At 73.4% G+C, this 22,066-nt stretch carries 17 protein-coding genes; 7 read left to right on the forward strand and 10 right to left on the reverse strand.

What is annotated here, in order from left to right:
- The first annotated feature begins 57 nt into the window (after positions 1 to 57).
- Positions 58 to 630 carry a Clp protease N-terminal domain-containing protein gene (locus BS80_RS11385; protein ID WP_035796114.1) on the forward strand — a complete coding sequence of 191 codons (573 nt, stop codon included), beginning with the start codon at positions 58 to 60 and terminating at the stop codon, positions 628 to 630.
- Here the strand turns inward: BS80_RS11385 and BS80_RS11390 are convergent.
- Complete coding sequence (locus BS80_RS11390) at positions 627 to 1,676, reverse strand: LLM class flavin-dependent oxidoreductase (RefSeq protein WP_051966476.1); 1,050 nt, start codon at positions 1,674 to 1,676, stop codon at positions 627 to 629. The two genes, BS80_RS11385 and BS80_RS11390, sit on opposite strands and share 4 nt — an antisense overlap.
- 109 nt (positions 1,677 to 1,785) lie before the next feature.
- Here BS80_RS11390 and BS80_RS11395 point away from each other — a divergent pair, with 109 nt between their 5' ends.
- Positions 1,786 to 2,775 (forward strand): aldo/keto reductase, encoded by a 990-nt coding sequence (locus tag BS80_RS11395; protein WP_035796116.1) that lies wholly within the window; start codon positions 1,786 to 1,788, stop codon positions 2,773 to 2,775.
- A 70-nt stretch (positions 2,776 to 2,845) separates the two neighbouring features.
- Here BS80_RS11395 and BS80_RS11400 read toward each other — a convergent pair whose 3' ends face one another.
- The 6 genes from BS80_RS11400 to BS80_RS11425 form a co-directional block, all read right to left on the reverse strand.
- A complete protein-coding gene (locus BS80_RS11400) occupies positions 2,846 to 3,589 on the reverse strand; it encodes a winged helix-turn-helix domain-containing protein (protein WP_083974522.1) in 744 nt (247 codons plus the stop codon).
- A gap of 94 nt (positions 3,590 to 3,683) precedes the next feature.
- Complete coding sequence (locus tag BS80_RS11405) at positions 3,684 to 3,875, reverse strand: hypothetical protein (RefSeq protein ID WP_035796117.1); 192 nt, start codon at positions 3,873 to 3,875, stop codon at positions 3,684 to 3,686.
- A gap of 180 nt (positions 3,876 to 4,055) precedes the next feature.
- Complete coding sequence (locus tag BS80_RS11410; protein ID WP_035796119.1) at positions 4,056 to 4,673, reverse strand: GTP-binding protein; 618 nt, start codon at positions 4,671 to 4,673, stop codon at positions 4,056 to 4,058.
- Complete coding sequence (locus BS80_RS11415; protein WP_035796121.1) at positions 4,654 to 5,100, reverse strand: DUF742 domain-containing protein; 447 nt, start codon at positions 5,098 to 5,100, stop codon at positions 4,654 to 4,656. Before BS80_RS11415 ends, BS80_RS11410 begins: the two co-directional genes overlap by 20 nt.
- The gene (locus tag BS80_RS11420) at positions 5,097 to 5,504 is read right to left on the reverse strand and encodes a roadblock/LC7 domain-containing protein (RefSeq protein WP_035796123.1); all 408 of its coding nucleotides are present in this window, start codon (positions 5,502 to 5,504) and stop codon (positions 5,097 to 5,099) included. Before BS80_RS11420 ends, BS80_RS11415 begins: the two co-directional genes overlap by 4 nt.
- Positions 5,501 to 8,149 carry a sensor histidine kinase gene (locus tag BS80_RS11425; protein WP_051966477.1) on the reverse strand — a complete coding sequence of 883 codons (2,649 nt, stop codon included), beginning with the start codon at positions 8,147 to 8,149 and terminating at the stop codon, positions 5,501 to 5,503. Before BS80_RS11425 ends, BS80_RS11420 begins: the two co-directional genes overlap by 4 nt.
- A gap of 326 nt (positions 8,150 to 8,475) precedes the next feature.
- Here BS80_RS11425 and BS80_RS11430 point away from each other — a divergent pair, with 326 nt between their 5' ends.
- Positions 8,476 to 10,305: an AMP-dependent synthetase/ligase gene (locus tag BS80_RS11430; protein WP_035796125.1), complete on the forward strand. Its 1,830-nt coding sequence runs from the start codon at positions 8,476 to 8,478 to the stop codon at positions 10,303 to 10,305.
- Between the two features lie 185 nt (positions 10,306 to 10,490).
- Positions 10,491 to 11,810, forward strand: coding sequence for a chitinase (locus BS80_RS11435; protein ID WP_083974524.1), 1,320 nt, complete (start codon positions 10,491 to 10,493; stop codon positions 11,808 to 11,810).
- Positions 11,811 to 11,988: 178 nt separating this feature from the next.
- On the opposite strand, the gene BS80_RS11440 is transcribed toward BS80_RS11435, so the two are convergent.
- The 3 genes from BS80_RS11440 to BS80_RS11450 all read right to left on the reverse strand — a co-directional run bounded on the left by BS80_RS11440 (position 11,989) and on the right by BS80_RS11450 (position 15,300).
- Positions 11,989 to 12,783: an SGNH/GDSL hydrolase family protein gene (locus tag BS80_RS11440; RefSeq protein ID WP_035796128.1), complete on the reverse strand. Its 795-nt coding sequence runs from the start codon at positions 12,781 to 12,783 to the stop codon at positions 11,989 to 11,991.
- A 396-nt stretch (positions 12,784 to 13,179) separates the two neighbouring features.
- A complete protein-coding gene (locus BS80_RS11445) occupies positions 13,180 to 13,788 on the reverse strand; it encodes a hypothetical protein (protein WP_063771941.1) in 609 nt (202 codons plus the stop codon).
- 246 nt (positions 13,789 to 14,034) lie between these two features.
- Complete coding sequence (locus BS80_RS11450; protein ID WP_157536158.1) at positions 14,035 to 15,300, reverse strand: hypothetical protein; 1,266 nt, start codon at positions 15,298 to 15,300, stop codon at positions 14,035 to 14,037.
- Between the two features lie 265 nt (positions 15,301 to 15,565).
- On the opposite strand from BS80_RS11450, the gene BS80_RS11455 reads away from it, so the two are divergent.
- The 3 genes from BS80_RS11455 to BS80_RS41810 all read left to right on the forward strand — a co-directional run bounded on the left by BS80_RS11455 (position 15,566) and on the right by BS80_RS41810 (position 22,027).
- Positions 15,566 to 16,735 (forward strand): exonuclease SbcCD subunit D, encoded by a 1,170-nt coding sequence (locus BS80_RS11455; protein WP_035796132.1) that lies wholly within the window; start codon positions 15,566 to 15,568, stop codon positions 16,733 to 16,735.
- Complete coding sequence (locus BS80_RS11460) at positions 16,732 to 19,761, forward strand: AAA family ATPase (protein ID WP_035796134.1); 3,030 nt, start codon at positions 16,732 to 16,734, stop codon at positions 19,759 to 19,761. Before BS80_RS11455 ends, BS80_RS11460 begins: the two co-directional genes overlap by 4 nt.
- A 151-nt stretch (positions 19,762 to 19,912) precedes the next feature.
- On the forward strand, positions 19,913 to 22,027 hold the full coding sequence (locus BS80_RS41810) for an alpha-galactosidase (protein WP_083974526.1): 2,115 nt from the start codon (positions 19,913 to 19,915) through the stop codon (positions 22,025 to 22,027).
- Positions 22,028 to 22,066 lie beyond the last annotated feature (39 nt).

Below are 22,066 nucleotides of genomic sequence, written 5' to 3' on the forward strand. Positions count from 1 at the left end.
ACGGACCCACGGACCGACCACAGGACGACAGGACTCAGGACAAGGACGGGGACGACCATGCTGGAACGATTCACCGACGACGCCCGCCGCACGATCCCGCTGGCCCTCGAGGAGGCCGCCCGCCTCCAGCACCCGCACGTGGGCACCGAACACCTGCTGCTCGCGCTGCTGCACCTCACCGAGGACCCGGGCGTGGAGGTGCTGATCAGCGCCGGACTCGACCTGGAGACCGCCCGGGCGGCCGTGCTGCGGATGCTCGCCGAACGCCCGGCCGGCGTGGACGCCGCGGCGCTGGAGACCATCGGCATCGACCTCACCGCCGTCCGGGAGGCGGTGGAGGCCGCCTTCGGCCCGGGCGCGCTGGACGGACCCGGGGATGCCGCCACCGACCCGCGGCGCGGCTCCCGGCTGTCCAGGGCCGTCGGACGCAGGCCCTGGACCCGGCAGGCCAAGAAGGCGCTGGAACTGTCGCTGCGCGAGACGCTCGCGCTGAAGCAGCGGGCGATCCGCCCAGGGCATCTCGTGCTCGGCCTGATCCGGGAGAACGAGGGCCTGGCCGCCCGGGTCGTCCGCGACCACGGGCTCGACCCCGCGGCGGTGCGGACCGCTGTCCTGGCCACGCTCGGCTAACCGGCCGGCCGGCCCGCCGTAGGAACCTGGCGCAGCTCACGCCGGATCACCGGCGCCACCTCCGAGGCGAAAAGCGCCAGTTGCTCGCGCTGCACGTCCTCTGTCAGCGAGTCCACCCCGATCCCGACCACCTCGTTGCCGAACGCCTCGTGGTAGCGGTGGATCTTCTCGATCACCTGCTGCGGGCTGCCCACCAGCGCGGACCCGCGTGCCAGGGCGTCCTCCAGGGAGCTGAACGGCGAGTTGTTGTGCCGGCCGGCGGCGGAGGAGAAGAGCGCGTCCCAGTAAGGGCGGAAGCCCGCCACCGCGTCCTGCGAGCGCTTGGCCAGGAAGAGGCCGCCGAAGCCGGTGCCGACCCTGGCGTCCTCGGGCGCGCGACCGTAGTGCGCCCAGCGCTCGCGGTAGTGGTCCACCAGGACCCGGTACTTCTCCAGCGGGTGGAAGCTGTTGGCGGAGAAGAGCGGGTCGCCGTAGCGGGCCGCCAGATCGGTGGACTGCTCACTGGTCGCGCTGCCGTGCCAGACCGGTATGGGCTGCTGGTAGGGGCGCGGATAGCTGGTCACCCCGGTCAGCGGCGGCCGGGTGCTCCCGGCCCAGGTCACCTTCTCCTCCCGCCAGAGCCGGTGCAGCAGACCGTAGTTCTCCGCGAGATGGGACCACTGCCGCTCCTCCTCCAGGCCGAACAGCCCGAAGTGGCGCGGGTCGTTGCCCTTGCCGATGATCAGCTCCAGCCGGCCGCCGGAGAGCTGGTCCAGCATCGCGTAGTCCTCGGCCACCCGGACCGGGTCCAGGATGCTGAGCACCGTCACGGTGGTGAAGAGCCGGATGGTGGAGGTCCGGGCGGCGATGGTGGCGAGGAGCACGGCCGGCGACGGCGAGAGGAACGGCTCGCCGTGCCGCTCCCCCACGCCGTAGCCGTCGAAGCCGAACTCCTCGGCGGTGACCGCCTGGTCGACGACGTTGCGGTACTTCTCGGACGCGCTGTACTGCCGCCCGGTGACCGGGTCGGGTCCGTTGGAGAGCAGGGACGAGACGATGAACCGCATCGCGGTGACTCCTCACGAGAGGGGAAAGGGCACAACGGGGACGGCGGACCGGGACACGGAGCTGCGGCGGTGATCGCGACACCCCGCCCCGGCCTGGCAGGATGCCGTCATGAGCTATCTCGCGGCCGACTCCCGCTACGCCTCGATGACCTACCGCCGCGCCGGGCGCAGCGGCGTGCAGCTGCCCGCCGTCTCGCTCGGCCTGTGGCACAACTTCGGCGACACCCAGCCGCTGGAGGTGCAGCGCGCCGTGCTGCGCCGCGCCTTCGACCGGGGTGTCACCCACTTCGACCTCGCCAACAACTACGGTCCGCCGTACGGATCGGCCGAGCGGAACTTCGGCACGCTCTTCGCCCAGGACTTCCGTCCCTACCGCGACGAGCTGTTCATCGCCTCGAAGGCGGGCTACGACATGTGGCCCGGCCCCTACGGCGACGGCGGCTCGCGCAAGTACCTGTTGGCCAGTCTCGACCAGTCGCTCGGTCGGATGGGCCTGGACTACGTGGACGTCTTCTACTCCCACCGCTACGACCCGGACACGCCCCTGGAGGAGACCATGGGCGCGCTCGCCTCGGCCGTCCGCCAGGGCAAGGCGCTCTACGCGGCCATCTCCAACTACCCCGCCGAGCAGCACCGCGAGGCGGTGGCGATCCTGCGTGAGCTGGGCACCCCGGTCCTGCTGAACCAGGCCCGCTACTCCATCCTGGACCGCGCCGTCGAGGACGGCGTACTGGACGCCGTCGGCGACACCCAGACCAGCCTGATCGCCTACTCTCCGCTCGCCCAGGGTCTTCTGACGAATCGTTATCTCGACGGCCGGGTGCCGACGGGATCGCGGATGTCGGTGGGCCACTTCCTCAAGGAGGAGGCGCTCACCGGTGCCAAGCTGGAGCAGCTGCGGGCGCTGAACAAGGTCGCCGAGCAGCGCGGACAGAACCTGGCGCAGCTCGCGCTCAGCTGGGTGCTGCGCGACCCACGGGTGGTCTCGGTGATCATCGGCGCCAGCAGCGTGGAGCAACTCGACCAGAACATCGACGCGTTGGCGGCGGACCCGCTGAGCGCCGCCGAGCTGGCCGAGATCGACCGGCTGAGCAGCTGACATCCAGTGGGTGGCCGGGGCCGGGCGGCCGAACAGCCGCCCGGCCACCGGCCGGTCAACCGGGCCTCGCTCAGCTCCCGGCAGCCGGAGCGTACTTGTAGCCGACCCGGCGCACGGTGACGATGCTGTCGCGGTGTGCGGCGCCCAACTTACGTCGCAGCCGGGCGACATGGACGTCGACCGTGCGACCGTCGCCGACGTGACCGTAGCCCCAGACCGCGGAAACCAGGTAGTCACGGGTGTGCACCCGCTGCGGGTGCTGGGTCAGGTGGGCCAACAGCTCGAACTCCAGGTAGGTGAGGTCGAGCTGTTCGTTGTCCACGTAGGCGAGCCGGCGGTCCAGGTCGACGCTGATCCCACGGGCGGCCGGGCGGGCCGCCCGCGCCGGGCGGTCCGCCGGGACCGGCGACGGGTGCGGGCCCGGGCGGACGGCGGCGAGCTGGTCGACGACCGGGACCTCGCCCGCCGGGACCAGCACCAGGTAGCCGACCAGCGGATGCGCGCCGACCTGCACGCCCAACTGGGCGCCGTACTGGGCGATCAGACCCTGCGGCAGCGCGGAGTGCGGGAGTGCGGCGACCACCGCCGCACCCGCCGGCAGTGCGTTGAGCAGCTCCGGCACGACCGGAACCGACGCGGGAGCGCCCTGCCCGGCCACCGACGGCGCGGCGACGCCGTGCGGTGCGGGTGTGTGCGGCGCCGCCGCGGCGTTGTGCCATCGCTCGGCGCCGGTGGGCAGTGCGGAGACCGAGCGGACCGCCCGCAGGTGCGGGGTGGCGGCGGGAGCGGAGAGGACGGCAGAGGAGGAGGACATGAGGCAGCTCTTTCGCGCGAGACGGTGGGTGGGGATTCGTCTGCGCGTCGGCCGGGCACTGCTGTCGCAGCTGAGCGGGGTCGGTGACCCGGGGTCAGCCGGCGGAGGTCCGGGACGCGCGAGGCGAGCCCGGACAGGTCTGGTCGAAGAGGTGCGGCTGCCGGGACGGCCAGAACGGCTCAAGGTCGGGGCGACCTCGGCTGCTGTCCACGGTGGTGTGCATGTCCCCATTGAAGCAGATGACGGCGGCGTGGCAGGTCGTCGGATGCGAACGGTGCGCACTCATGAATCTGCCCTCCCCCGGTGATCCGCCCGGCGCGGGTCGCGCGCCTCGGTCTGATGATCCGAGGGTTCCATGCCGAGTGCCCGCAGGGCAACTCTGTCCACGGTGTGGAAACCGGAGACCGATCAGCGGACAACCGAGCACTTGCAACCGAGCACCGGACAGCAGCCCGCACGGGCGGCCCTAACCGCGCCGGGCCGCCCGGCGCTCGGCGGCGTGCTCGACCAGTCGGACCAGCAGACCCTTGCCGTCCTCACGGCTGCGCGCGTCACAGAGCACCACCGGGACACCGGGGTCGAGGTCCAGCGCGCCCCGCACGTCCTCGACGGCGAAGACCTCGGTGCCCTCGAAGCAGTTGACCGCGACCACGAACGGGATACCCCGCTGCTCGAAGAAGTCCACCGAGGGGAAGCAGTCGGCCAGCCGCCGGGTGTCGGCGAGCACCAGCGCACCGAGCGCGCCGAGCGCCAGCTCGTCCCAGACGAACCAGAAGCGGTCCTGTCCGGGGGTGCCGAAGAGGTAGAGCGCCAGTCCGGGGCGCAGGTCGATCCGCCCGAAGTCCATCGCCACCGTGGTGGTCCGCTTGGTCTCCACCCCGGCGGTGTCGTCGAGCGGCCGGCCCAGCTCGCTGAGCCGCTCCTCGGTGCGCAGCGGGCGGATCTCGCTGACCGCGCCCACCAGCGTGGTCTTGCCCGCGCCGAACCCGCCGGCCACCAGGATCTTCAGCGCGACCGCCGGGCCTCCGCGAATACCACTACGCTGTCCGTGTACTGACGCTGCGTCAGAGTGCGCGGAGTCCATTGATCACTTCCCGGAGCAGGCGCTCGTCGGGGAGTTCGGCGAGCGGGACGGGGCGGGTGACGTCGATCAGGTCGGCGTCGTGCAGGTCACCGAGCAGTACGCGCACCACGCTGACCGGCAGATCGGTGTAGGAGCCGATCTCGGCGACGGCGAGCGGCCCGCTCCGGCACAGGTCGATGATCGCGTGGTGTTCCGGATCCAGGACAGGCGTGGGCAGTTGACCGTCCCGCTCGGCCGGGTCCTTCAGCGCGATCAGTGAGATCAGGTCGAAGAAGCCGTCGACGACCGGACGGGTCCGCCCGCGCGTCATCGCGAAGAGCCGGACCATCGGGCCCGCCTCGTCGTCGAACCACTGTGCCTCCTCGGGTTGCCGGTTGCCGCCCGAGGGTCTCGACTCCGGCGGCTCCGCCGCCTGCGGCCCGGTCATCCGGCCGGCGTCCGCGGATCTGCGGCCAGGTGCTCGCCGACCCGCTTGACCAGCAGGGCCATCTCGTAGGCGATCTGGCCGATGTCGGCCTCCGCGTCCGCCAGGACGGCCAGGCAACTGCCGTCCCCGGCAGCCGTGATGAAGAGGAAGGCCTCATCCAGCTCGATCATGGTCTGGCGCACGCCGCCGACGCCGAAGTGCCGTCCGGCCCCCTTGGCCAGGCTGTGGAAGCCGGCCGCGACCGCCGCCAGGTGCTCGGCGTCCTCGCGACCGAGCGCCTGCGAGGCGCCGGTGGCCAGCCCGTCACTGGAGAGGATGACCGCGTGCCTCAAAGACGCGACCCGTCCCACCAGTTCGTCCAGGAGCCAGTTCAGGTCGCCGGACGGCTGGGTCATTGCGGTCATCGATCTTGTCCTTCCAGTGGTGCGGGTGGTGCTGGTCGTGGAGCTGCCGGCAGGGCCGGTGGTACGGGAGCGGAGGTGAGCGCCCGACGCGCGTCCCGAACGGACGGCGCGGGCACGGCCGGTGAGGGGGCCGGCGGGGCGGGCGCGGTCGCGGCCGGTCGCGCCGGCGCCGGGCGGCCGGGATCGGCCCGGCCACGGCTGAAGCCGCGCTGGAACGAGGAGAAGGTGGCCCGTGCCTCCTCCGGCGAGCGCTCGCGGGCGGCCCGGTCACGGTCCGGCGTCGGCTCCTCGGCCCGGGCGCCGGCCTCCTTCAGCTGCGGCGCCAGGTTGGCCTGCCGGACCCGGCGCGGCAACAGCCCACCGCCCGGCGGCTCCTGGGACCCGGGCAGCCCGGTGCCGGTGGAAGCGTCGATGCTGCTGGACGGGTCGATGCCGGTGGACGGATCGGCTGCGGGCCCGGGGGCCGCGTCGCCCGGCTCGGTACCCTGCGTGCCCCGCCGGTGGCGGCCGGTACCGCCGGAGGCCGGTACCAGCACCGGTCCGCCGCCCGACCGCCGCCGGGGCAGTCCGCCGGGCGTGCGCGCGGGCTCGGCGCCGGCCGCCTGCGGGCCGGTGACCGGACGCTGGTGCCCGCGCGGCTTGGGCTCCGGACGGCGCTGCTGGGCCTCGGCCGCGCCCCCGGCCACCGCCACCAGCTCACGCTGGCGCGCCGGGGCGGGAGCGGCCGCGGGCGGCTCGGCGAACCCGCCGGGCACCTCGGCCAGCAGCTCCCGGGGGATCAGCACGACCGCACTGGTCCCGCCGTAGGGCGAGGGCCGCAGGTGGACCCGGATGCCGTGCCGCCGGGCCAGCCGGCTGACCACGAAGAGGCCCAGCCGGTCGGTGTCGGCGAGGTCGAACTCCTGCTCCACTTCGAGCCGTTGGTTGATCTCGGCGAGCAGTTGCCCGCTCAGCCCGAGCCCGCGGTCGTCGATCTCCAGCGCGAAGCCGTGCGCGACCACCTCGCCCTGGACGGTGACCTGGGTCTGCGGCGGCGAGAAGACCGCGCCGTTCTCGACCAGTTCGGCGATCAGGTGGGTGACGTCGGCCACCGCGCTGCCGAGCAGCCCGGTCCCGGGGAACGGCCGGACGATCACCCGGGCGTAGTCCTCGACCTCGCCGACCGCCGCGCGCACCACGTCGACCATCCGCACCGGCTTGCGCCAGGCGCGGCCCGGCGAGCCGCCGGACAGGATGATCAAGCCCTCGGCGTGCCGGCGCATGCGGGTGGTCAGGTGGTCCAGCTTGAAGAGGTCGTCCAGCTCGGCCGGGTCCTCGGTGCGCCGCTCCATGGTGTCCAGCAGGGTCAACTGCCGGTGCAGCAGCACCTGGCTGCGGCGGGCCAGGTTGACGAAGACCGCCGAGACGCCGCGCCGCAGCTCGGCCTGCTCCACGGCGGCCTGGATCGCGGCGCGCTGCACGGAGTTGAAGGCCCGGCCGACCTGGCCTATCTCGGCCTGGCCGAACTCCAGGTCAGGCGTCTCGGCGGCGAGGTCCACCGGCTCACCGTGCCGCAGTCGCAGCATCACCGAGGGCAGTCGGGCGTCGGCCAGTTCGTTGGCGGCGTTGCGCAGGCCGATCAGCTCGCGGACCAGGCCGCGGCCGATCCGGAAGGAGATCAGGATGGAGAGCACGATCGCCAGCAGACCGACCAGGCCGGCTATCACGCCGCGCCAGACCAGGCCCATCGCGTACGCGGTGGCCCGGGTGCCGATGGCGTCGGCCAGTCTGGTGTTGACGGCGGCGAGTTCGCCCAGGGTCTGGTCCGCGGTCCGCTGCCAGGCCTCGGTGCTGATGTCGCGGGCCGCGAAGCTCGGATCGGTGGCGCTCTGGAACTCCCGCTCGAAGACGTCCTGCTGGGCGAAGGCGGGATCGGATCGGACGGCCTGGTAGTCCGCCTGGTCGTCCGCGTCCAGTTCACCGATGTAGACGGTGAAGAGCGCCTGCTGGTCGTGCATCGGGTCGAGCACCAGTTGGTACTCGGCCCCCGTGGGCTGGTAGCTCGCCTGGAGGCCCTCCATCGCCGCGTCCTCCTGGGAGAAGTACTCCCGGGCCCGGACCAGCTCGATCAGGATGGTCCCCTGGCGCGGCAGCTGGCCGCTCTGGGTGGCGATGAAGGCGGACCGGAAGGTGAAGGTGGGCTTGATCAGGTCGGTGTACTGGCTGAGCGCGAACTCCCAGGCCACCCCGTCGCGCCCGACCTGTCCGCGCAGCACCGCGAGGGCACCGGCCTCCGTCAGGACGTCACCGAGCCTGGCCCGCTCGGTGGCGGTCAGCTGACCCGCGTTCGATCCGTCCAGCCGGTTGCGCAGGGCCTGCAGGTCCTGGTCGGTGACGGTCTGGGCCTTCTGGTAGTCGTCCTGGACGCCCTCGGCCCGGGGCCTGGCCAGCCGCAGCACGGCGGCGCGGCGTTCGTCCTGGAGGTCGCGGGTCAGCTGGTCGACCGGGGCGCCGAACGCCCGGTAGGTCGACGCGATGTTCAGCTGGTTCCAGAGGTCGCTGGTGGTGGCCAGCGTGGCGTAGGCCCACAGGCCCACGAGAGCGACGATGGGCACCAGGAGCAGCGCGATGATCTTCGCGCGGATCGAGCTGCTGCGCAGACGCATGAAGTCCTCGGTCGAATGTGCCCGGGGTGGACGGTCGGTCCGGCCCGGGCGAGCGGGGCATACGGCAGGCCGAGCAGGCCCGACGGGAGCGTCAAGCCGATGGATCTGCGCGAGCTTACTACTCCTTGCATGCTCGTTCGAAGGGGTCCGGAGATCGATGACAACCCGTAAAAATCCCCGTGGTTGGCAGGCGCATGACCACTGGCACCACTGGGCCTCGCCGGTGCCGATCCCGCTCCGGGCGCACCGCGGCCCTGGGCAGCGCCGCCACGATCCGATAGCTTCGAGCCCGGGCCCCGGGAGGGGCGGAGACGGCCAGGAGGATCGTGCACGAGCTGAGCACACCGCCGCTGGCCCCGCCCGCGCCGGGCGGACTCGCCGACTCGGTGTACGACACCGCCGAGGCCAGCCCGGACCTCCTGCTGTACTCCCGCCGCGTCGCCGGTCAGGGCGACGGCTGGCACGACGTGAGCGCACGCCGGTTCCGCGACGAAGTCCTCGGCCTGGCCAAGGGCTTACTCGCACGTGGCATCCGGTTCGGCGACCGGGTCGCCCTGATGTCACGGACCCGGTACGAGTGGACGCTCTTCGACTACGCCCTCTGGTCGATCGGTGCGATCACCGTCCCGGTCTACCCCACCGCCGCCGCCGAGCAGGTCCGCTGGATCCTGGCCGAGACCCATGTGGTGGCCTGCGTGGTCGAGAACGAGGACCACGCGATGACCGTCGGGGCGGTCTGCGACGCGCTGCCGCACCTGGCCGACATCTGGCAGCTGGACCAGCGCTGCGTGGAACTGCTGGTCGAGGACGGTCGCGACATCCCCGACGCCCTGGTGCACCGCCAGCGCCTCGCGGTCACCGCCGAGTCGGTCGCCACCGTCATCTACACCTCCGGCACCACCGGCCGACCCAAGGGCTGCCTGCTGACTCACGGCAACTTCTCCGCCGAGGCGGACAACATGCTGGCCGGCTGGGGATCGCTCTTCAACGAGCACAGCAACGAGCAGGCCTCCTCGCTCCTCTTCCTCCCGCTCGCGCACGTGTACGGACGGATGGTGCAGATCGCCGCGATGCGCGGCGGGATCCGGCTCGGCCACGTCGGCGAGCTGGGCGCCGACGCGCTGCTGCCCGCCCTCGCCTCGTTCCGCCCGACCTTCCTGCACGCCGTCCCCTATGTCTTCGAGAAGCTGTACGCGCAGGCCCGGCAGGCCGCCGCCACGGCCGGGCGCGGCGAGCTCTTCGAACGGGCCGCCGAGGTGGCGATCCGCTGGGCTCGGGCCAACGAGCGCAAGGCGCTGGGCCACGGAACCGGTCCGGGTCCCGGCCTGAAGGCCCGTCATCTGGCCTTCGACCGGATGGTCTACCAGCGGATCCGGGCCGCGCTGGGCGGCCGGGTGCGCAACGTGATGTGCGGCGGCTCCACCCTCAACCGCGACCTCGGACTCTTCTTCGCGGGCGCCGGGATGACGGTCTACGAGGGGTACGGCCTCACCGAGACGTCCGCCGCGATCACCGCGAACCCGCCGGGCCGGGCCAAGTTCGGCACGGTCGGCAAGCCGGTCCCCGGTGCGACGGTGCTGATCGCCGAGGACGGCGAGGTGTGGGTGCGCGGCGGAAGCGTCTTCGCCGGCTACCTCAACCACCCGCGGTGCACGGCCGAGGCGCTGCGCGACGGCTGGTTCGCCACCGGCGACCTCGGCTCGCTGGACGGCGACGGCTATCTGACCATCATCGGCCGCAAGAAGGAGCTGATCGTCACCAGCAGCGGCAAGAACCTGGCGCCGGCCGCGCTGGAGGAGCGGGTCCGGCTCCATCCGCTGGTCTCGCAGTGCCTGGTGGTCGGCGACAACCGGCCGTACGTAGCGGCGCTGATCACGCTGGACCCCCGGGCGCTGGACCACTGGCAGCAGGTCCGGCGCCGGCCGCCGCAGGACGAGTGGACCGCGCTGGCCGACGAGGAGCTGCACGCCGAGATCCAGCGTGCGGTGGCCGCCGCCAACACCGCCGTGTCGCGCGCCGAGTCGATCCGCGCCTTCCGCCTGCTGCCCAGGGACTTCACGGTCGAGCAGGGGCTGCTGACCCCCTCCCTGAAGATGCGCCGCAAGGCCATCGCGGACTGGTACGCGGCGGACATCGAGGAGCTCTACACCTCCTGACGGCGCCCGCTGACACCCCGTCGAGCCCGGCACCCGAACCTTAAGAACAGGGTAAGCGTGCGTTCGCGCTCTTGACCTCCGAGTTGGTCTAGTCCATTTTATTGGAAAGTCCGAGCGCAAGCCGCCCCGCGCGCCCCCACATCGCGCGGGACGGCTCTCCCCCACTGCCGCCCTCTGGAGACTCGATGGATCGCGCCACGCCGTCCCCCCAGCCCGCCGCCGCCGTCGGCGCGCCCACCCGCCGACACCGCCGCCGCACCGCCACCGCGGTGGCCGTCGCCGCCTTCAGCCTGCTGGCCGGCGGCGTGGCCGCCGTCGCCGGCGGCGGCTCCGCCCTCGCCTCCACCACCACGGCCGCCACCACCGGGGCGCTCAGCAGCAACTGGTACGCCTCGGCGCCGTACCTGATGCCCGAGGACAACACCCCGCCGGACGCCGCCGCGGTCATGGACGCCACCGGCCAGAAGGCCTTCCAGCTCGCCTTCGTGCTGGACTCCGGCGGCTGCACCCCGGCCTGGGGCGGCACCTCGTCCATCGACACCGACACCGTCATGCCGGCCGTGATCCAGACGATCCGCGGCAAGGGCGGCGACGTCTCGGTCTCCTTCGGCGGCTACGGCGGCAACAAGCTCGGCCAGGGCTGCGGGACGCCCGAGGCCACCGCCGCCGCGTACCAGAAGGTCGTCACCAAGTACGGCCTGCACGCGATCGACTTCGACCTGGAGGAGCCGGAGTACGAGAACACCGCGGCGATCCACAACGAGATCGGCGCGGCCAAGATCCTCCAGCAGAACAACCCCGGCATCTACATCTCTATCACCACCGCCGGGACCACCGCCGGAACCGGCTGGTTCGGCACCCAGATGCTGAACGAGGCGAAGTCGCAGGGCTTCACGCCGAACAACTTCTCGATCATGCCGTTCGACGGCGGCTTCAACGGCGGCGCCGCGCAGACCGCCGCGCTGGTGAGCTTCAACACCATCCTGCAGAACACCTTCGGCTGGAACGCGGCCACCGCGTACGCGCACGAGGGCATCTCGATGATGAACGGGCGCACCGACGCGGCCGAGTACTTCAGCCAGGCCGACTTCCAGACCGTGCTGAACTTCGCCACCGCCAACGGGCTGGCCCGCTACACCTTCTGGTCCGTCAACCGCGACCGGCAGTGCGCCGGGACGGTCGACCCGGGCCTGTCGGGCGCCTGCTCCAGCGTGGCGCAGAACGACTGGGACTTCACCAAGTACACGGTGAAGTTCGCCGGTGCGACGCCGCCCGTCACCCCGCCGACCACGCCGCCCGTCACGCCCCCGGTGACCCCGCCGGTGACGCCCCCCAGCTCTCCCGGCACCTGCACGGCCGCGCCGTGGAGCGCGACGAGCACCTACACCGCGGGCAGCAAGGTGTCCTACAACGGGCACAACTACCACGCCAAGTGGTGGACGCTGAACGAGATTCCGACCGCGAGCGGCCAGTGGGGCGTCTGGGGTGACGACGGCCCCTGCTGATCCCGCCCGACCCCGAGACGCCCGCCGCCCCGAGCAGACGCTGCCCGGGGCGGCGGTGCGTTCAGCGGACTGTGCCGGTGCCACGGCGGTGAGACCGCGGCACCGGCACAGCGCGTGCGGCGCTGCGGCGAGGAATCAGGCTCGTGGGATCAGGCCGCCCGGAATCGGGCCCCGGGAATCAGGCCGCGGCGGTGAAGGCCGGCAGGTAGCCGTACTGCTGGCCGTCGGCGGTGGGGTGGTAGCTCTGGTCGATCGGCAGCGTGGTGCTGTGCAGCCACGGGTCGTCGTTGCAGATCTCGTGGCCCGAGAAGTTGCCGCGGACGTCGGCGAAGGTGAAGCCGGCCCGGGCGGCGTGCTGGGAGATCACCGAGTCCAGGGTGTCGGCAGCGCCGTTGATCGCGCTGCGCGAGGTGTCACTGATGCCGAACCAGCAGCTCCCGTTGATCTGGTAGAGCTCCGGGTAGCCCATCACCACGACGTGGGCGCTGGGCGACTTGGCGTGGATGGCGGCGTAGAGGTTGTCGAGCAGGGCGGGCAGGGTGTTGTTGGCGTACGCCTCCGCGGTCTGCACCGCGCTGAGGCAGGAGCTGGTGCCGTCCAGCACGCAGGTCTCCATGGTGTTGGAGAAGCCGGCGTCGTTGCCGCCGATGGTGAGGCTTATCAGGGTGGTGGAGGAACTCAGGGCGGACAGCTGGCTGTTCAGCACGTCACCGGTCGTGGCGCCGGAACACGCGACGAAGGTGAAGGAGGAGGGGGCGTTCGCCGCGGCCCACAGGCTGGCGTAGGCGCTGGTGCTGCGCTCACAGCTGCCGCTGGAGCTGGTGTAGTTGCCGGCCCCCACGCCGGACGAGTAGGAATCTCCCAACGCTACGTATCTGACCGTAGCGGCGTTGGCGGGTGAGGCCAGGAAGAACGTCGCGACCGCCAGCAGGAACGCCATGGCGGCAACGGAGACAGCACGGACGGGACGCATCGGACCTCCACGGGACTGTGACACGGGTCACTATGTGGTACCAGTGACGCTGCGTCGGGGGAAGTGCCCATGCCAAAGTTGTTGACGGGAATTCTCGTACCGGGACCTGGAGTTGGCCCGATTGTCAGTACGGCGTCGCACCATGTCCCCCGATGTCGGCCGATATCGCCCTGACCGGCAAGGCCCCTGATACCCCGGGGGCTCGGCCGCCGCAGAACGGACATCGCACCCGCCCCCGTCGATCCGGGGCACAGCGGGGCAGGGCGGGAGGAAGCGGACGGCGGCGCACCCGCCGGCGACCCGGCGCACGGGAGCGCGAAACCACCGCGATCGTCACGCTCGGTGACAATCGCTCAGTGGTAACCGCTCAGTGATACTCCGCCAACCGACAATCCGTCAGCCGGGTATCGGGAAGACCTCGCAGCCGCCCGCCGGCAGCTCCTCGATCGCCTCGTTCGCCGCCGCGGGCACGGCGAGGGTGCGCACCGCCGCGCGCACCGCGGCCCTGGCCTGCCGCAGGCCCGGTTCACCCCAGCCGAGCAGTTCCACGGCCAGACCGGGCGCGACCAGCAGCCGCCGGTAGTGGCGCCCGGAGGCCGGGTCGGGCACGCTCGGGCCCACCGTGTGCAGGGCCGCCGTCATCCGCACCCGGGCGCACTCATGGCCGCCGTTCGCCGAACCGACCCGGTCGTAGAGGTAGCCCAGGTAGTGCGCGGGCCCGATCACCGCCTGAGCCTCCTCCGCCGCCTCGCGGGCCAGCGCCGCCCCCGGGTCCCCGGCGTCCTCGGGCTCCAGCGAGCCGCCGGGCAGGCTGACGATGCCGTCCTTCGGGTTGACCAGGGTCAGCACCCGGCCGTCGCGCGCGAAGAGCCAGCCCCAGGACTGCTTGACCGGCAGCCACGACGGCACCGGCTCGTCGGGGCGCCACGGCCAGCCCGCGGCCGGACGGCGCCGGACCCGGCCGAGCAGGTCGGCGATCTCCGCGCTGTACTCGATCCGCTGCATGCGTCCCCCTCCGCCGTCGGGCTCTCGGGCCGGTCGTCCTGGATTCGGTCACCGTGCCTGCGCGGGAGTCGGGGCTGGCGCAGGTGCCGGCGGTCGGGCGGCGGCGCGCGGGCGCACACCACCGCAGGCTCCGACCTGTTGATCTTCCCCGAACAGGCGGTCGATGAACAGTCCTCGCAGCCGCACGGGGCAAGGACGCAGCGCCGCACCCCGCCCGGACGGGCCCCGATGCCGAACCCTGAGGCGTCAGACCATCGGCCCACCACCCGCCCCGGGCGCGGTCCCGCGGCCGGACGGCTCCGGCAGGGCGAACCCGGACCGCACCCGCAGCGGACCCGTCACCCCGCCGGTGGCGTCGGGCACAGCGGACGGGGGCCGGGCCAGCGCCGCCCGCACGCCGTCCGCGTCCAGGGCCGACAGCCGACCGGCGGCCAACGCCCAGCCACGGACCACCCGCGGCCGCTCCCGCCCGCGGCTCCCACCGCGCCCGTCGCGCCCACCGCGCCCGGACCGCGCGCCCGGCACGGACCGCGCACCCTCATGGCGGGCGCTGTACGCCAGCAACTCGCCCGCCCGGCCCGCGCCCAGACCGGCCGCCAGCGTGACGCAGAAGGCCTCCGCCTCGCGCGCCGGGAGGTAGCGCCGCGCGTGCTCGGCGCAGAGCTCCGCCGTCGCCACCGGCCCGTCGTCGTCACGGCTCTCGACACCCGGCGCGGCGTCGAACCGCAGCACCAAGCGGTGGCACCCCTCCCCCAGCCCGGCCAGCAGCGCGAGGTACACCGCGGCGACGTACTCCAGCAGCTCCGCCGCCGCCCGCAGCCCGACGGCGGACGACGCCCCTGGCGGGCCCGACGGGCCCGACAGGCCCGACGGATCCGCTGGCGGCGGCGCCGATCGGCCCGGCGGCGCCGCGTCCCCCGGCCGCGCCGTCGCGTCGAGCAGCTCCTGGTAGGCCACCGAGATCCGCACCCTGGCCAGGTGGTCCGCCACCAGCGCGGGCAGCAGCTCGGACAGGGCCGCGCCGTCGTAGACGAACGGCTCCCCGGCCAACTCCGGATCCGCCGCGTACGCCACCCGGGCGGCCGGGTCCTGCGGGGCCAGCCCGCGCGCCGCGCAGAAGTCCGCGAAATCGAGGGGCTCCAGCACCCGCAGGTGGACCTCGAAGCCCTGGTCGAGCGCGGCCCGGAGCTGGACCTGCGTGCGATCCAGGTACCCCGGGTAGTCGGTCCCGCCGAAGACGCCGTCGCGGCCCAGGCGGCGGAAGTCGATCGCGTCCGCCGCCAGCGCGAGCGCGACCGGCTGCACCAGCGGCGCACCACCCGCCCGCAGACCGGCCATCGGCCGGGCCCCGCCGCCGCCACTACCACCGCCACCACCCCCAGCGGCTCCCCCGCCACCGCCGAACCCCGGCGGCAGCCCCACCAGGGGCGCCGCACCAGCCGGCCGCCGGTCAGCCGGACGCCCGGCGGGACGACGGCGCTGCTGCGAGCGCTGCTGCGACTTCTCGGACATGACGGCCTCCCTGGATCGAACGGACGGACCACCACCGACCCCCGGGAACCCCCGGTGGGCCGACGCCGCCGACCATACACAGAGCGACTGACAATCCACGCTCCGTCACCGAGCGTGAGCAATCGCAGACCACCACGGAATGTCAGTCCCCGTTGCTAGGGTCGCCGCTGTAGACCGTCCAGCCCCCCGACGCCCCACTCGCCCCTCGACCCTCGAAGCACCTCCCCCGCCCAACCGCCCCAGCCGCCCTCCCGGAGCACACCCCATGCGACTGCTGCACACCTCGGACTGGCACCTGGGCCGCTCCTTCCACCGGGAGAGCCTGCTCGACGCCCAGCGCGCCTTCCTCGACCATCTGGTGGCGGTGGTCCGCGAGCAGCAGGTCGACGCCGTGCTCGTCGCCGGGGACGTCTACGACCGCGCGCTGCCCGGTCTGGAGGCGGTCGGGCTCTTCGACGAGGTGCTGCACCGGCTGGCCGACCTCGACGTGCCGGCCGTCTTCATCAGCGGCAACCACGACTCGGCCCGCCGCCTGGGCGTCGGCGCCGGTCTGATCGGCCGCGCCGGGATCCACCTGCGCACCGACCCGCAGGGCTGCGCGACCCCGGTGCTGCTGGCCGACGCGCACGGCCCGGTCGCCGTCTACGGGCTGCCGTACCTGGAGCCGCTGCTGGTCCGCGAGCGCTTCGGCCTGGAGCGCGGCGGCCACGCGGCGGTGCTCGGCGCCGCGATGGACCAGGTCCGCGCCGATCTGGCGGCCCGCCCGGCGGGTACCCGGGCGGTCGTCCTGGCGCACGCCTTCGTCACCGGCGGCGCGGCCAGCGACAGCGAGCGCGACATCGCGGTGGGCGGCGTGGCGAGCGTCCCGGCCGCGGTCTTCGACGGCGTGCACTACGCGGCCCTCGGCCACCTGCACGGCGCCCAGACGCTGGCCCCGCACCTGCGCTACAGCGGTTCCCCGCTGGCCTACTCCTTCTCCGAAGAGCTCCAGCGCAAGAGCATGTGGCTGGTCGACCTGGCCGCCGACGGCTCGGTGAGCGCCGAGCGGCTGGACTGCCCGGTCCCGCGCCCGCTCAAACGGCTGCGCGGACGGCTGGCGGAGCTGCTGGAGGATCCGGCGCTAGAGGCCCACGAGCAGTCCTGGGTGCAGGCGACGCTGACCGACCCGGGCCGTCCCGCCGATCCGATGGAACGCCTGCGCCGCCGCTTCCCGCACACCCTCCAGCTGGTCTTCGAACCGGCCGAGGAGAGCGGCGACGGCCTGCCCTCCTACGCGGCCCGGGTCCGCGGCCGCGACGACCTGGAGGTCGCCGAGAGCTTCGTGCGGCACGTACGCCCCGGCATCGAGCTGGACGCGACCGAGCGCGACTGGCTGCGCGAGGGCTTCGAACACGTCCGCGAGTCCGACGACCGCACCCGGGAGCTGCCCCGATGAGACTGCACCGGCTGACCGTCACCGCCTTCGGCCCGTTCGCCGGCCGCGAGGAGGTCGACTTCGACGCGCTCTCCACCGGCGGCCTCTTCCTGCTGCGCGGGGCGACCGGCGCGGGCAAGAGCAGCGTGCTCGACGCGGTCTGCTACGCCCTCTACGGCGAGCTGCCCGGCAGCCGCAAGGCGAACAGGATGCGCAGCGACCACGCCGCCCCGGACCGGCTGACCGAGGTCCGGTTGGAGCTGACGCTCGGCGGGCGGCGGCTGGAGATCACCCGGATCCCCGAGCAGCTGCGCCCCAAGAAGCGCGGCACCGGCTGGACCCCGGAGAAGGCGCAGACCCTGCTGCGCGAGTGGGCCGCCGACGCGGGCGAGGGCGCGCCCGGCTGGCGGGCGGGCAGCCGCTCGCACCAGGAGACCGGCGAGGAGATCCTGCGCCTGATCGGGATGAGCCGCGAGCAGTTCTGCCAGGTGGTGCTGCTACCGCAGGGCGACTTCGCGCGGTTCCTGAAGGCCGACGCCACGCACCGCGCCGAGCTGCTCGGCAAGCTGTTCGACACCGCCCGGTTCGGCCGGGTGGAGGACTGGCTGGCCGAGCGCCGCCGCCGGCAGGAGGCCGCCGTGCAGGCCGGCCTGCGGGGGCTGCGCGAGCTGGTCAGCCGCACCGAGCAGGCGGCCGGGCCGGGCGCCGAACCGGCCGCCGAGTGGATCCCGGCGGAGGGCGAGCCCCGAACCGCGGACGACCTCGCCGGGGCCGCGCTCGGCTGGGCCGCCGTCCTGCGCAGCGGCGCGGCCGAGCAGTTGGCCGTCGCCGAGGCCGCGCTGGCCGGTGCCGAGGAGCACCAGCGGGCCGCCCAGCAGGAGCTGTCGGCGGCCGAGGAGCTGGCGGGCCGTCAGCGTCAGCACCGCGCGGCGCTGGACCGGGCGGCCACCCTGGCGGCCACCGAGGAGCAGGAGGCCGCCGAGCGGCAGCGGCTGGCGCTGGCGCAGGCCGCGGTCGGTGTGGAGTCGGCGCTGCGGCTGCGGGCCGGCGCCGCGGACGGACGGCGGCGGGCCGCCGCGGCCGAGGCCGAGCAGCGCCGCCGGCTCGGCGACGCCCCCGAGGCGGCGGCCGGTGTGGCCGAGCTGACCGCCGCCGAGGCGGGCGTGCGGGAGGCGATCGGGCGGCTGCGGGCGGCCGCCGAGGACGAGCGCCGCTGCGCCGCACTCCTCGCCGAGCAGTCCACCGAGGCCGCCGACCGCCGCCAGGCCGAGGAACTCGCCGAGGAGGCCGAACTGTGGCTGGCCGGCCATCAGGCCGAGTCGGACACGCTGCGCGAGCAGGAGGCACAGGCCCGCGAGGCCGCCGCCCGCACCGAACAGCTGGAGGCCCGCCGCGCCGACACCGCGCAGCGGTTGGACGCCGCCCGCCGCCGCGACGAGCTGCGCGCCCTGGCCGCCGAGGCCGAGGCCGGGCTGCTCGGCCTGCAGAAGACGGCGCTGGACGCCCGCGAGCACACCCTCGACCTGCGTCGGCGCCGGCTGGACGGGATGGCCGCCGAGCTGGCGGGCCGGCTCCGCGCCGGGGAGGCCTGCCGGGTCTGCGGGTCCGCCGCACACCCGGCCCCGGCCGCGCCGACCGGTGAGCCGGTCCGCCCGCAGGACGAAGAGGCCGCCGCAGCCGTCCAGCAGTCCGCCGAACTGGCTCTGGGCGCGGCCCGCGAGGCGCTGACCGGCCTCCAGCTGGGGGCGGCCACCGCGGCCGGCACCGCCGGTGAGGAGCCGGCCGCCGAGCTGGCCGAGCAGGTGGCCGCGTTGACCCGCGAGCACCGCTCGGCGCTGCACGCGGCCGAGCAGCTGACCGTCCTGCTCCAGCGCCGGGAGCGGCTGGAGCACGGCCACCAGCACTACGGCGAGCAGCTGCACGAGAGCCGCGAGCGGGTGGCGGCCCGCACCGCGCGGTTGGAGACGCTGGCCGCCGAGCACCACGAGCTGGCCCAGCGGGTCGCCGAGGCCCGTGGCGACGCCCCGTCGGTGGCCGAACGGGCCGCCGGTCTCGACCGGTTGGCCACCCGGCTGGGTGCCGCGGCGAGCGCCGCGCGCGCCGCCGAGGAGGCCGCCACCCGACTGGCCGAGGCCGAGGCCGAGCTGCTGCGAGCCGCGCACGCGGCGGGTTTCGACACGCCGCAGGAGGCCGAGGCCGTCCGGATGCCGGCCGAGCGGCAGGCCGAGTTGCGCGAGCGGCTGGAGCGGCGGGCCGCCGAGCGGTCGGCGGTCACCGACCTGCTGGCGGATGCCGCGCTGGTGGCGGCGGCGACCTGCCCACCGGCCGATCCGACGGCCGCCCGGGAGGGCCTGCGCGCGGCCGTCGACCGGTTGCGGGCGCTCTCGTCTACCGAGCACACCGCCCGCGAGCGGCGGGCCGAACTGGCCCGGCTGGGCGGCCTGCTGACCCGGCTGGCCGAGGAACTCGCGCCGCTGCTGGCCGAGTTCGGCCGGATCACCCGGCTGGCCCAGCTGGCCGGCGGGACGGGCGGGGACAACCGCCTCAAGATGGGCCTGGAGTCGTACGTGCTGGCGGCCCGTCTCGAACAGGTGGCGGCGGCGGCCAGCGCCCGGCTGGTCCGGATGTCCGGCGGCCGCTACACCCTGGCGCACAGCGATCAGCGGGCCGCCGGCAACCGCCGCTCGGGCCTCTCGCTGCTGGTGGTGGACGCCTGGACGGGCACCGAGCGGGACACCGCCACGCTCTCCGGCGGCGAGAGCTTCTTCGCCTCGCTGGCGCTGGCCCTGGGCCTGGCCGACGTGGTGACCGACGAGGCCGGCGGCATGCCGCTGGACACCCTGTTCATCGACGAGGGCTTCGGCACCCTGGACGAGCAGGCCCTGGAGGAGGTGATGGACGTGCTGGACGGGCTGCGCGAGCGCGACCGCGCCGTCGGGATCGTCAGCCACGTCGCGGATCTGCGCCAGCGGATCCCGGCTCAACTGCTGGTCCGCAAGGGCCGGCAGGGCTCGACCCTCCAGCTCACCGGTCCGGAGGCGAGCTGAGAGACGGGCTGGGTGATCAGCTGATCAGTTCTGTCAGTTCCTGTCACAGACATTGACAGATTCCAACAAAACCAAATACTTCTCGACATGGGGCGCGTTGGCCAAACATTTTCCCTCAGGCCCACATCCCGCCCGACGGAAGGTGTTTGGAATGTTTGAATCCCGATCAGCCGCTTCGCACCGGCGACTGCGACGGCTGGGGGCGGTCTCGCTCTCGTCGGCGATGCTGGCACTCGCCACGCTGAGCGGCGCGGTCCCGAGCCCGGTGGCCGCCGCGGCCACCGTGACGCCCCAGCTGGGCAACGGCCTCGCCCTGACACCGCCGATGGGCTGGAACTCCTGGAACAGCCTGGGGACCAACGTCACCGAGCAGCAGGTGACCGACACCATCGACTCCATGGCGGCCAACGGCCTGGTGGCGGCCGGCTACGACACCGTGACCATCGACGACGGCTGGTCGCTCTGGCACCGCAGCGGCCAGACCACCGACCTGGTGAAGAACTCCTACGGCGCCCTGCAGCTCTACGACACCAACGGCAACCCCGTCAGCGGCACGGACGGCACCGGCAACGACCCGACCACCGGCCACCTGATCCCGAACCCGGCCAACTTCCCCAACCAGGTCGTCAACGGGCAGACGCTGAACGGCATCCAGTACGTCGCCTGGTACGCGCACAGCAAAGGCATGAAGTTCGGCCTGTACGGCACCGACACCTACACCACCTGCCAGAGCCACCCCGGCAGCCTGGGCCACGAGAGCACCGACGCCGCCGACTTCGTCGCCTGGGGCGTCGACTACGTCAAGTACGACGACTGCCCGTACGGCCCGCCGATCACCGGCTCGGACGGGCACAACTACGGCACCCAGGGCGAGGGGAAGGAGCTCACCGAGTCGATGTACGCCCGGGTGCAGACCTTCCAGAAGGCGCTGGACGCCGCCTCCGCCGCGCAGGGCCGGCGCAAGGTGGTGCTGAGCGTCTCGGCGCAGCCCGTGCACACCGGCGTGCCGTCCCTGGAGGCGGCCAACGACCCGGCCCGCTCGGACTCGCTGATCACCGCGGCCGGCACGCCGCAGTACAACGCACCGGGCTATGCCCCCACCGGCATCTGGTGCGGCCAGGTCGCCAACCTCTGCCGGATCGGCGGCGACCGCGCCAGCGACCTCACCGGGGTGTTCTACGGCGGCGCGCTGGGGACGTCGCTGCAGTACGCGTCGAACATCAAGCCGGGCAGCTGGAACGACATGGACATGATGTTCGCCGGCTGGGTCGACCCCTACGGCGAGTACGGCGTCACCGACACCTGCACGTGCCACAAGCCGTTCACCGACACCGAGTCGGCCACCGAGCTGTCGATCCTGTCGATGATGGCCTCGCCGCTGATCTCCGGCGCCGACCTGCGCGGCGCGGCCGCCTCCCAGCACACGTCCAACGGCGCCACCTGGTCGACCGGCCTGAGCGCCACCTCGCTCGCGATCTACAAGAACGCCGGCGTGATCGCGGTCGACCAGGACAGCCTAGCCAGGCCCGCCACCCTGGTCGGCAGCGCGCCGACCTCGCAGACCGCACCGGTGGTGCTCAAGCGTCAGCTCTCGAACGGCGACACCGCGGTCCTGCTACTCAACCAGGACCCGGCCAACAGCCAGACCATCAGCACCAGCCTCGCCGCACTCGGCCTCAACGGCACCGGCTACCGCTACCAGGACCTCTGGACCAAGGCCACCGGCACCTTCACGGGCGGCATCAGCGCCACGGTCGCGCCGCACGGGGTGGCGATGTACCGGATCAGCGGCTCCACCGTGAACACCGCCCCGGCCCTCGTCGGCGACGGCAAGTACCACAGCCTGTCCAACGGCGGCCCGGCCGGTAACGTCCTGGAGGTGGCCGGCACCTGCAGCGCCCCCGCCGGCGGCAACGCCGACATCAACGCCTGGGACCCGACCCACACCTCCGAGCAGTGGACCTTCACCGCCAACGGCGACGGCACCGTCCGGATCTCCGACCGCTGCTCCACCGGCACCCAGGTCAACGGCACGCTCACCGCGCCCGGCAGCTCCGGTCCGGCGGTCACCGTGCAGAACGGCTACGACCCGGCCAGCGCCTACCAGAAGTGGGTGGTGACCCAGAACTCCGGCAGCGGCGCGCTGACCCTCACCAACCGGGCGACCGGATACGTGCTGGACTCGGCCGCCGGCACGGCGGGCTCCACCGTCGTGGTGAACCCGGGCAACGCGGGCGGCACCCAGGGCTGGCTGGCCGTCAGCTGACGACTCCGTCCGGGGGCCGGGCGGCGGCCCGGCCCCCGG

This window comes from Kitasatospora mediocidica KCTC 9733, from assembly GCF_000744225.1.
In the GTDB taxonomy this organism is placed as follows: domain Bacteria; phylum Actinomycetota; class Actinomycetes; order Streptomycetales; family Streptomycetaceae; genus Kitasatospora; species Kitasatospora mediocidica.